A 10,492-nucleotide genomic window follows, 5' to 3' on the forward strand; every position below is an offset into this window, starting at 1 on the left:
TTGATCGATGCACCTTACCGAAAAGAAGGCGACAGTCCGTCCCGAGAGTGAATCGCATTGCCCCCGATGCAGTACAATCGCGGCTTTTAATCGCCAACCAGCCGGCCATTCCGATGATCGAACCCAAGCGCGTCTTGCGCGCCCTCGCTGAACACTGGGCACTTCTGGAGCCACTGTGCGAGCACTTCGACCAAGGCACACTGAGCCTGAACGAACTGCGCACGCAACTGGCCGCCCAGCAACTCGACAGTACGCCGCAGGACATCACCAGCCTGCTGGATGTGTGGATTCGCCTCGACATCCTGGTTCCCGTGGCCAAAAGCCCGAACCGTTTCGAGCTCAATGCGCAGATTCACGACTTCCTCGCCTATCTGCGCCGTGAACACCGTCTGGGCCTGTGCCTGGAGATCGAAGCCTACCTGCGCCACCTCGAGCGTCTGGCCGGTTATATCCAGGACGCATTCGATATCCGCGACGGCAACGACCTCGCCCGCCAATTGCGCCTGCTCGACATGCGCGTGCGTGACGTGCTGAAAAAACTCGATAACGACGAACAGGCACTGGTGGCCGTCGCCGAACGGGCGAAAACCAGCGACCGGCAGATTCCGTTGCGCCAGCGTTATGCTGAAGTGCTGGCGACCTGGGACGAATACGTCGAGCCAATGATTGATCTGGTGAACGCCGACGGCGCCTTCGAACAAGGCGTGCGCAAGGTCGAAACCGTCCTGCTGAAGATGCTCAGCGAACAGCAGCGCCTCGGCCATCTGGTCGACGACGACATGTTGCTGCGCACCCACGCGCGCATCCTCGAAATGCAGACCAGCGCCCAGCTGACCCTGCGTCACGCCCGCGAGCTGCTGCTGCCGCTGCGCGAAGAAGCGCGCCGGCACAACGCCGTGACCCGTGGCGCCGCATTGGCCCTGTCGATGATCCGCCGCAAAGGCATCGACGCCGTGCCACAAGCGGCGATGCCGATGTTCACTCGCCCACAGAGCACCTTCCTCGGCAGTGCCAGCCAGGTCGAAGCCTACGTTTATGCCCTGGCCCGCTTCGAACCGAAACCGGCGCGCTTCCCCAAGGCTCACAAGACCCAGAAAGGCGAAGCGCCACGGGCGCCACGCACCGTTCGGGAAATGCTCGAGCGCTGCGAAGACGCCCTGCCGATGCCGGACCTGATGACCTGGCTGCTGGAGCAGGAACCGGACGGCGCCACCGACGAATTGCTGTACTGGTTCTCGCGCCTGTCGCGGGAAAAACGCTTCAAGCGCGAGCGCCTGGAACGTCGCGAATACCATACTCACGAGCACCAGGTCAGCCTGCGCTCCTTCGCCCTGCTCTCGGTCAGCGACACCGCCGCCGAGGATTCTGCGAGCACTCCCTATGCATCTTGATCTATCCGAACTGCCCCAGCTGGCGCCGATCTTTCGCGAGCTGTTCAAGGGTTATCACGTCAGCCGCCGCGATCCGGAGCTGTACGCGCAGTTGTCGAACTTCCAGGACCAGTACCGCACGCTGTTCAAGGCCCTGGGCTTTGAACTGGTCTGCGACACCCGTGGCTTCTACTACTTCGTGCCGGACCTCGCGGCGGCGGCGGTGAACAAGACCGCCCAGCGTCTGGCGCTGTTCACCTTTATCCTCGTCGAGCACCTGGCCGATCAGGGCCGCGACCCGATCGCCGTGCTCGACGGCGGCAGCCTCGGTCGCGATGAATTGCCGTCGCTGCTGGAAAAGTACCGCGACCTGTTCATCCAGGCCGAAGTGCAGACCCAGGACGAGCTCGAAGAAAAGATCATGCGCCGCATGACTCAGCTCGGTTTCGCCAGCGAAGAGAACGGCGTCTACCGTTTCCTGCCGCCGATGCACCGCTTCCTCGATGTGTGCCTGTCGGTGCAACAGGACCGCGATCTGGCCGCCAGCCTGCACAGTGTCCTGCCGTTGCCGGTGCCGGTGCTGATCGACGAAGACAGCGACGAAAAGCTGTTGCAGACCGATGACCCGCTCGACCTCGCGGGTTTTGAAGACGAAAGCGAAGAAGACGCACTGGCCCGCGCCATCGCCGAAGAACAGGAGCTCGACGCATGAGCAAGGAACGTTACGGCATCCGCCGCTTTGCCCTTTTGAACACCGCCGGCTACAGCCTCGGCCTGTTCCCGCTGGAAGAGCCGCTATCGGTATACGGCGCCAACAACCTGGGTAAATCCGCCTCGATCAACGCCCTGCAGTTCCCAATCCTGGCGCGCATGTCGGACATGAGCTTCGGCAAGTACAGCCTGGAGCAGTCCCGGCGCTTCTACTTCGCCTCGGACACCAGCTACATCCTGGTGGAGGTGAACCTGCCCCACGGCCCCCACGTGATCGGTGTGGTCGGCCGCGGCCCGGGCGGCGGCTTCGGTCACCAGTTCTTTGCCTATGCCGGCAAACTGGACCTGGCCCACTACCAGAAAAACGACACCTGCCTGCGCCAGAAAGAACTGTTCACCAACCTTGAGCGTGAAGGCCTGAAAGCCTACGAACTCAAGCCGGACGAACTGCGCCGCCTGTTGGTTGGCGGTCACACTTCGATCCCGCTGGACCTGACGCTGATCCCGCTACGCTCCACCAGCGAACAGAGCCTGAAGACCTTCCGCGCCCTGTTCATCAACCTGCTGCACATGCGCGAAATCACCGCGGCCAAGCTCAAGCAGCTGTTCCTCGATGCCTTCGAGCACAGCCTGCGCTCCGGCAGCGTCGACTACATCGCCGCGTGCGAAGAAGCGTTCCGCGATGTACGACGCATGGAGCAGGACTACAACTCGCTGGTCGCCGCCGGCCCGCTGGTCGAAGCCCTGGCCAACGGCGTGAAGCAACGCGACATTCTGCGCGGCAAACTGCACCGGATCTCACCGCTGCTCGACTCCTTGCTCGGCACCTGGTCGGACTACGCCAGTGCGCGCAAGGAAGAGCTGACCATTCAGGCCGAGCACTACCGCAACGAGCAGGATGCCCTGCAAAACGACCAGCGCGGTGGCACCCAGGAACTGATGCGTCTGGAACGGGAAATCACCGGCATCCAGCGCTGGCTCGGCGAATTGTCGGTGCTCAAGCATCGCTTTGCCCTGGTCGATGACGTCAAGGTGCTGGAGCAGCAGCTGCTGGCCGCCAAGGACGCTCACGATGAACTGGCCGGTGCGCTGGCACAGTCCCGCCAGTTCAGCGCCGAAGACCTGGACGAGCGCCTGCGCGACCTGGAAAAACGCCTGAAGTCGGTCAAGCAGCAGCTCGATCACGCCGACAACAACAGTTATGCCCGCCTGCGCGAAGAATTCTCGCAGCAAGACGTCGAACGCCTGATGCGCCTGTTCAACAGCGCACTGTTCAGCCTGCCGCTGGGTGAACACGGCATCACCCTCGACGACGACGGCGAGTGGGTCAAATCCGTGGAGCTGATCCTCGACGGTTTCAAAGGCGAACGCTTCGAAGTGCCGGGCCTGTCCATCGACATCTCGCACATCGAACCACCGGCGCTGCAGGCCTTGGCTGACCGCGCAGCCCTGCGCGACCAGAAGGAGCGCCTGGACAAAGAACTCAAGCAACTGAAGACCCAGCAGGCCGTGGCGGCCGACCGCGCCGCGAGCAAGACCCAGACCGAAGTGCTGTACCAGCAAGTGCTGGATGCGCAGAAAGCCCTGGAAGATTTCCGTCGCGCGCAAACCCTGAGCGCCGAGGAAGGCGACAAGCTGGAACAGATGGCACAGATGGAAGCCGCACAGGACGAATTGAAGCGTTCCAGCGATGCCTTTACCGAGCGCGTCCAGCAACTGTCGGCCAAGCTGCAACTGGTCGGCCGCCAGATCGGCGACATGGAAGCCAAGCAACGCACCCTCGACGACGCCCTGCGCCGCCGTCAGTTGCTGCCCGCGGACCTGCCGTTCGGCACACCGTTCATGGACCCGATCGACGATTCCATGGACAACCTGCTGCCACTGCTCAACGACTATCAGGACAGCTGGCAAGGCCTGCTGCGGGCCGACGGCCAGATCGAAGCGCTGTACGCCCAGGTACGCCTCAAGGGCGTGGCCAAGTTCGACAGCGAAGACGATATGGAGCGGCGCCTGCAACTGCTGATCAACGCCTATGCGCACCGTACCGACGAAGCCCTGACCCTGGGCAAGGCTCGCCGTGCCGCCGTGACGGACATTGCCCGGACCCTGCGCAACATCCGCAGCGACTATGACAGCCTCGAACACCAACTGGCACTGTTCAACCGCGAGATCAACAAACGCCAGGTCTCCAACCTGCAAAGCTTCCGCATCGTGCTCGCACCGAACAAGGAAGCGCTCAAGCACATCGACCAGATCATTCACAGCGCAGGTCAGTACGAAGAAGGCGAAACCCTGTCGGTCTTCGATCTGAGCCAAAGTGCCGAGCAGGACAACAAGAACGAAGAGGCCAAGGAATACCTGGCGCGGCTGGTGGCGGCCAACCACAACCAGCTCGGCCTCAAGGACTTGTTCGAACTGGCGTTCGAGATCACCAAGGTCAACGGCCAACCGGTGATCCACACCGACATCGACGGCGCGGCGTCCAACGGCACCACCATGACCATCAAGGCACTGACCAACATGTACTTGTTGCTGCACTTGATGGACCGTGACCAGGCCGGTCGCGTACGCCTGCCGTACTACCTCGACGAGGCGGCGGACATCGATGAGAAGAACCAGGCCGCATTGCTGGAAACCAGCCTGCAACTGGGCTTCGTGCCGATCCTGGCGAGCGTGAAGCCGCAGGTCTGCGCCAGTGTCGCCATCGACCTGGAAGGTGGCAGCGGTCCGGCTGGCATCTACATCGATGAGGCGGACTGGAAGTACATCCGTCGTCACGATCAGGTAAGGGCGACGATCAACGAACAAGCGGATGAACCGGAGCTGGATGCGGTCTGAGGCTTGAATCGAAGGCAATAAAAAGGCCGCGGTCCAATGGATCGCGGCCTTTTTTCATAGGTGTGTGATTTAGCTTTGCAGTGAACTTCAGGGCCTCTTCACGGGCAAGCCCGCTCCTACATTTGATCGCATATCTTCAGGAACAACCCAGTCCCCTGTGGGAGCGGGCTTGCCCGCGAAGGCGTCATCACTGACGCCACATAACCCTCCGACTATTTACCGAGGGAGATCTTCGGCGCCCAGCCCAGCCACTCCTCTTCGAACTTGTCGAACAGCGCGAACGTCTGCTCCGGTCGCGCCGGGCTACCCATGCGCTCGCCATCCGGCGTGGCAAAGGCGACACCGCCCTGAATCATCGTCTCCAGTGATTCAGTACGCACCGTTGCACCTTTGAACAGGCCGACATCGAAGTCGAAACCGCTGGTGTTCCAGAATCGTGTACCGCTGCGTACCAATGGCGCGTACTTCGGCTCGATCAGGATATGGATCAGCACGCGATCAGCGGTCTGGCCCAGTTCATAACTGGTCACCTTGCCCACGGTGATTTCGCGATACGTCACCGGCACACCGGCCTTGAGCGAACCGCGACGTGCCGCGCTCAGCACCAGACTCAATCCCGCTTCCTGCTTGGCAGTTTCGGGCGCGGCGGCCAAAACGACAAAGTTCTTCTGCGGACCCAGGCTCTTCGGCGCCGGTTGTACCTCGATGTATTGCCCGGTCACCAGGGTTTCGAGGTTGGACGTCTTGATCAGGCCCAGTTCAGGCTTGACCACCCAGAACTGACTGCCGACCCGGGCAATGCGCTCTGGCACTTCGGTAATCCGCGCGGTCAACAGCACCGATTGCAGGTCCTCGCTGAGATCAACATCCTCCACCTTGCCGACATCCAGCCCCTTGAAACGAATCGGAGTGCCGGTACGCAGGCCATCAGCGCGATCGAGCTTGAGCGTGATGACTTCGCCCTTCTGCGTAGCGTCTTCATGGTTCGCGAACAGACGGAAACGTGGAATACGCTTCTGCAACGGGGCGTTGTCCTGCGGGGTCTCGAAGGCAATGCCGCCGGCCATCAAGCTCTGCAATGACTCGCTTTTAACCTGGACCCCGCCGGTCAGTCCGCCCGTGAGGGTGATGCCACTGGCGTTCCAGAAGCGCGTCGAGGCGTTGACCAGGCCTTCATATTCCTTCTCGATGTGCACGCCAATGATCAGTTGTTTCTTTTTGCGGGAGAACTGATAGCTCTGTACGGAGCCGACTTTGACCTGCTTGTAGAGAACCGGGCTGCCGACTTCCAGCGAACCGAGGCTTTCCGTGAACAAAACAAGGTGCAGGCCTGGCGCACGCAGATCCAGCGGCGGTGCCTTGGCCCGGGCTACAAACTCCCGCTGTGGCGCCGAACCCTTGTCGCCAGGCCGCACAGCGATGTAGTTACCTTTGACCAACGCCTCGAGGCCGGTAATCCCCGCCAGGGAAATCGACGGCTTCACCACCCAGAACTGAGTGCCTTCGACCAGGTAATCCTCGGCCAATGGGTCCATCGTCAACTCGGCGGTTGCGCCAGACAGATCCGCATCGACCTTCAGCGTTTTCAGGCTGCCCACCTGAATACCCTTGTACATCACCGGTGTGCGACCGGCCTGCAAGCCGTCGAAATCACTGAGCTTGACCTTCACCCGGATACCGGCGGCGGCGGCGTCAAAGTCTTCATAGAGTCTGAACGGCAGGCTCGGATCGGTAGGCGGACTGTCCTTGCGGTTTTCGGGTGTGGCGAACGCAATACCACCGGCGACGATGCTGGCCAGGGACTCACTGCGGACCTTCACACCCGACAGATTGGCGTCGATGCTGATGCCGCTGGCATTCCAGAAACGTGTGTGTTTGCGCACCAGTTTGGCGTAAGTCGGCTCAATGAAGACCTTGAGCTCGACAGTGTTCTGGTCCTCGGACAATACATAGCTTTTGATCTGGCCCACTTTGATCTGTTTGTAAAACACCGGACTGCCACGGTTCAGCGAGCCCAGGCGGTCGGCCTTGATAGTCAAGTGCAGACCGGGCTGGGCATCGGAGAGCGGCGGTTCCTGGGCCAGGGCCTTGAACTTGCGGACCGGCTCGCCTTCCCCCGGGCTGATGGCGACATAGTTACCTGAAACCAGCGTCTCGAGACCGGTAATCCCTGCCAGCGTCACGCTCGGCTTGACCAGCCAGAAACGCGTGCTGGTTCGCAGGTATGGCTCTACGTCCTTGTTCATTTCGATGCTGGCGATCACGCCTTTGGAACTGCCTTCGTCATCGAGCTTGAGACTTTTGACCTTACCGACCGACATGCCTTTATAGACAACTTCGGTCTTGTTGGCCTGAATGCCCTCGCCGCTCTCAAAACGCACCTGAATCTCGATACCGGTCTCGTTATAGGCACGCCAGCCGAGCCAGCCGCCGATGATCAAGGCGATCAGGGGCAACACCCAAATGGCAGACCAGTTCGAAGCCGGTCGGGTTTTCGCTACAGGCAAATCAGTCATGGTCGTCGTCCGACTCCGTGTTATCCCAAATCAGTCGGGGATCAAAAGTTACCGCGGCAAGCATCGTCAGAATCACCACCGTGGCGAAAGCGATGGCGCCAAGATTGGCTTCGATGCTGGCAAGCCGCCCAAAATTCACGACCGCCACGAGGATGGCAATCACAAAGATATCGAGCATCGACCAGCGGCCGATGAATTCAATGAAACGGTACATCCAGATACGCTGGCGAGCCGAAAGGGGCTGACGGCGCTGCACGGAAAACAGCAGCAGAGCGATACCCACCAGTTTGAACGTGGGCACCACGATACTGGCGATAAACACCACGGCCGCAATGGGGAACATTCCGTAGTGCATCAGTTCGATCACACCTGCCATGATCGTGCTCGGCGCACCTTTGCCCAAGGAGTTCACGGTCATGATCGGCAGCAAATTGGCCGGTATGTAAAGAATGGCGGCGGTAATCAGCAATGCCCAGGTGCGCACCAGGCTATTCGGGCTGCGGGCGTGTACCAGCGCCCCGCAGCGCGTACAGACTTGCTCATCGGTATCAGCTTCCTGCCTGTTCAATTCATGACATTCCTTGCAAATCAGAATGCCCGCATCAATCGCCCGCATGGGCATCCTCTCCTGATAACGCCTGCCAGATCTGGTGTGGAGACATTACGACCTCCAGCCAGACTTGAATCAGCAACAAACCAATGAAGCACACCAGGCCGAGGCCTACGGTGATGGCTGCCATATCTGCCAGTTTTACGATCGCCACCAGTACGCCCATGAAGTAAACCTCGAGCATCCCCCATTCGCGTATATGGTGATAAATGCGATAGAGCAGCAAGCCGTAGCTGCGTCCGACATCAAAACGGATACTCAACAATACGGCCAGTTGGCACAGCAGCTTGAGCAGCGGGATCCCCATGCTGCACAGGAATACAATCACTGAAACGCTTTGCATACCCGTGTCAAAAAGGGCGACAACGCCGCTCCAGACAGTGTCTTGCGAAGACTGCCCGAGTAGATTGAGCTGCATGATGGGTAAAAAGTTCGCCGGAATAAACAACAACAAGGCGGCTATGACAAGGGCGAGACTGCGCTGTACGACGTTGTACCGATTGGCATAAAGCTCGTAGCCACAGCGCGGGCACATGGCTTTTTCGCCATGGGCGAGTTCGGGTTTACGCATGAGCAAGTCGCACTCATGGCAGGCAACCAGATTTTCCAGTGGTATTTCTGACAGCTCTTTGGCGTCAACCGAATCCGGCATAAGCGCTCTGACTCTGAAAAAGTTGGACCTATTCTAGTGTCCCGGGACAAAAATAACTGCGCCAATTTGTGCTTGATTGATCGTGCTTTTTCTACGACAAAAACAAAACCCCTACCTGCATACGCAGATAGGGGTTTCGGAATTTAATCTTGACGATGACCTACTCTCACATGGGGAAACCCCACACTACCATCGGCGATGCATCGTTTCACTGCTGAGTTCGGGATGGGATCAGGTGGTTCCAACGCTCTATGGTCGTCAAGAAATTCGGGTACTGAGTCGTGGCCGGCTGGCCTCGCTTCAGCAAATTGGGTATGTGACAGCTTTCGGTGTTTTGCAAGAGTCGAACTTTCGGTTCTTTCGTCTTCACACACCGCAATCTGATGCTCTTTCGAGTAGTCAAATTGCTTGGGTGTTATATGGTCAAGCCTCACGGGCAATTAGTATTGGTTAGCTCAACGCCTCACAGCGCTTACACACCCAACCTATCAACGTCGTAGTCTTCGACGGCCCTTCAGGGGACTCAAGGTCCCAGTGAGATCTCATCTTGAGGCAAGTTTCCCGCTTAGATGCTTTCAGCGGTTATCTTTTCCGAACATAGCTACCCGGCAATGCCACTGGCGTGACAACCGGAACACCAGAGGTTCGTCCACTCCGGTCCTCTCGTACTAGGAGCAGCCCCTCTCAAATCTCAAACGTCCACGGCAGATAGGGACCGAACTGTCTCACGACGTTCTAAACCCAGCTCGCGTACCACTTTAAATGGCGAACAGCCATACCCTTGGGACCGGCTTCAGCCCCAGGATGTGATGAGCCGACATCGAGGTGCCAAACACCGCCGTCGATATGAACTCTTGGGCGGTATCAGCCTGTTATCCCCGGAGTACCTTTTATCCGTTGAGCGATGGCCCTTCCATACAGAACCACCGGATCACTAAGACCTACTTTCGTACCTGCTCGACGTGTCTGTCTCGCAGTCAAGCGCGCTTTTGCCTTTATACTCTACGACCGATTTCCGACCGGTCTGAGCGCACCTTCGTACTCCTCCGTTACTCTTTAGGAGGAGACCGCCCCAGTCAAACTACCCACCATACACTGTCCTCGATCCGGATAACGGACCTGAGTTAGAACCTCAAAGTTGCCAGGGTGGTATTTCAAGGATGGCTCCACGCGAACTGGCGTCCACGCTTCAAAGCCTCCCACCTATCCTACACAAGCAAATTCAAAGTCCAGTGCAAAGCTATAGTAAAGGTTCACGGGGTCTTTCCGTCTAGCCGCGGATACACTGCATCTTCACAGCGATTTCAATTTCACTGAGTCTCGGGTGGAGACAGCGCCGCCATCGTTACGCCATTCGTGCAGGTCGGAACTTACCCGACAAGGAATTTCGCTACCTTAGGACCGTTATAGTTACGGCCGCCGTTTACCGGGGCTTCGATCAAGAGCTTCGCGTTAGCTAACCCCATCAATTAACCTTCCGGCACCGGGCAGGCGTCACACCCTATACGTCCACTTTCGTGTTTGCAGAGTGCTGTGTTTTTAATAAACAGTCGCAGCGGCCTGGTATCTTCGACCGGCGTGGGCTTACGCAGTAAATGCTTCACCCTCACCGGCGCACCTTCTCCCGAAGTTACGGTGCCATTTTGCCTAGTTCCTTCACCCGAGTTCTCTCAAGCGCCTTGGTATTCTCTACCCAACCACCTGTGTCGGTTTGGGGTACGGTTCCTGGTTACCTGAAGCTTAGAAGCTTTTCTTGGAAGCATGGCATCAACCACTTCGTGTTCTAAAAGAACAC

6 protein-coding genes and 2 rRNA genes (1 of these 8 only partly in view) are annotated in these 10,492 nt (G+C 58.8%); 3 read left to right on the top strand and 5 right to left on the bottom strand.

Going from position 1 to position 10,492, the window contains the following annotated elements:
* The first annotated feature begins 113 nt into the window (after positions 1 to 113).
* From mksB to mksF, 3 genes are read left to right on the top strand one after another with little or no spacing between them, the layout of a single operon-like run.
* Positions 114 to 1,391 (top strand): Mks condensin complex protein MksB, encoded by a 1,278-nt coding sequence (mksB, locus tag PspS34_RS23655; RefSeq protein ID WP_174245530.1) that lies wholly within the window; start codon positions 114 to 116, stop codon positions 1,389 to 1,391.
* Positions 1,381 to 2,082 (top strand): Mks condensin complex protein MksE, encoded by a 702-nt coding sequence (mksE, locus tag PspS34_RS23660; protein WP_154860532.1) that lies wholly within the window; start codon positions 1,381 to 1,383, stop codon positions 2,080 to 2,082. The genes mksB and mksE overlap by 11 nt, the downstream gene beginning before the upstream one ends.
* On the top strand, positions 2,079 to 4,919 hold the full coding sequence (gene mksF / locus PspS34_RS23665; protein ID WP_057713290.1) for an Mks condensin complex protein MksF: 2,841 nt from the start codon (positions 2,079 to 2,081) through the stop codon (positions 4,917 to 4,919). The genes mksE and mksF overlap by 4 nt, the downstream gene beginning before the upstream one ends.
* Before the next feature lie 212 nt (positions 4,920 to 5,131).
* Here mksF and PspS34_RS23670 read toward each other — a convergent pair whose 3' ends face one another.
* From PspS34_RS23670 to PspS34_RS23690, 5 genes are all read right to left on the bottom strand, one after another.
* Positions 5,132 to 7,435, bottom strand: a complete 2,304-nt coding sequence (locus PspS34_RS23670) for an MlaD family protein (RefSeq protein WP_154860533.1) — start codon at positions 7,433 to 7,435, stop codon at positions 5,132 to 5,134.
* On the bottom strand, positions 7,428 to 8,051 hold the full coding sequence (locus PspS34_RS23675) for a paraquat-inducible protein A (protein WP_007997011.1): 624 nt from the start codon (positions 8,049 to 8,051) through the stop codon (positions 7,428 to 7,430). Before PspS34_RS23675 ends, PspS34_RS23670 begins: the two co-directional genes overlap by 8 nt.
* Complete coding sequence (locus PspS34_RS23680; protein WP_154860534.1) at positions 8,038 to 8,697, bottom strand: paraquat-inducible protein A; 660 nt, start codon at positions 8,695 to 8,697, stop codon at positions 8,038 to 8,040. Before PspS34_RS23680 ends, PspS34_RS23675 begins: the two co-directional genes overlap by 14 nt.
* 147 nt (positions 8,698 to 8,844) lie before the next feature.
* A 5S ribosomal RNA gene (rrf, locus tag PspS34_RS23685) occupies positions 8,845 to 8,960 on the bottom strand.
* 156 nt (positions 8,961 to 9,116) lie between these two features.
* Positions 9,117 to 10,492 (bottom strand): 23S ribosomal RNA (locus tag PspS34_RS23690) (it continues 1,518 nt past the right edge of the window).

The organism is Pseudomonas sp. S34 (assembly GCF_009866745.1).
GTDB lineage: Bacteria > Pseudomonadota > Gammaproteobacteria > Pseudomonadales > Pseudomonadaceae > Aquipseudomonas > Aquipseudomonas jessenii.

What these genes read in the sequence shown, in the direction of transcription:
- PspS34_RS23670 (WP_154860533.1), bottom strand. Translation starts at nt 7,435, where the DNA reads ATGACTGATTTGCCTGTAGCGAAAACCCGACCGGCTTCGAACTGGTCT.
- mksF (WP_057713290.1), top strand. Translation starts at nt 2,079, where the DNA reads ATGAGCAAGGAACGTTACGGCATCCGCCGCTTTGCCCTTTTGAACACC.
- PspS34_RS23675 (WP_007997011.1), bottom strand. Translation starts at nt 8,051, where the DNA reads ATGCGGGCGATTGATGCGGGCATTCTGATTTGCAAGGAATGTCATGAA.
- mksB (WP_174245530.1), top strand. Translation starts at nt 114, where the DNA reads ATGATCGAACCCAAGCGCGTCTTGCGCGCCCTCGCTGAACACTGGGCA.
- mksE (WP_154860532.1), top strand. Translation starts at nt 1,381, where the DNA reads ATGCATCTTGATCTATCCGAACTGCCCCAGCTGGCGCCGATCTTTCGC.
- PspS34_RS23680 (WP_154860534.1), bottom strand. Translation starts at nt 8,697, where the DNA reads ATGCCGGATTCGGTTGACGCCAAAGAGCTGTCAGAAATACCACTGGAA.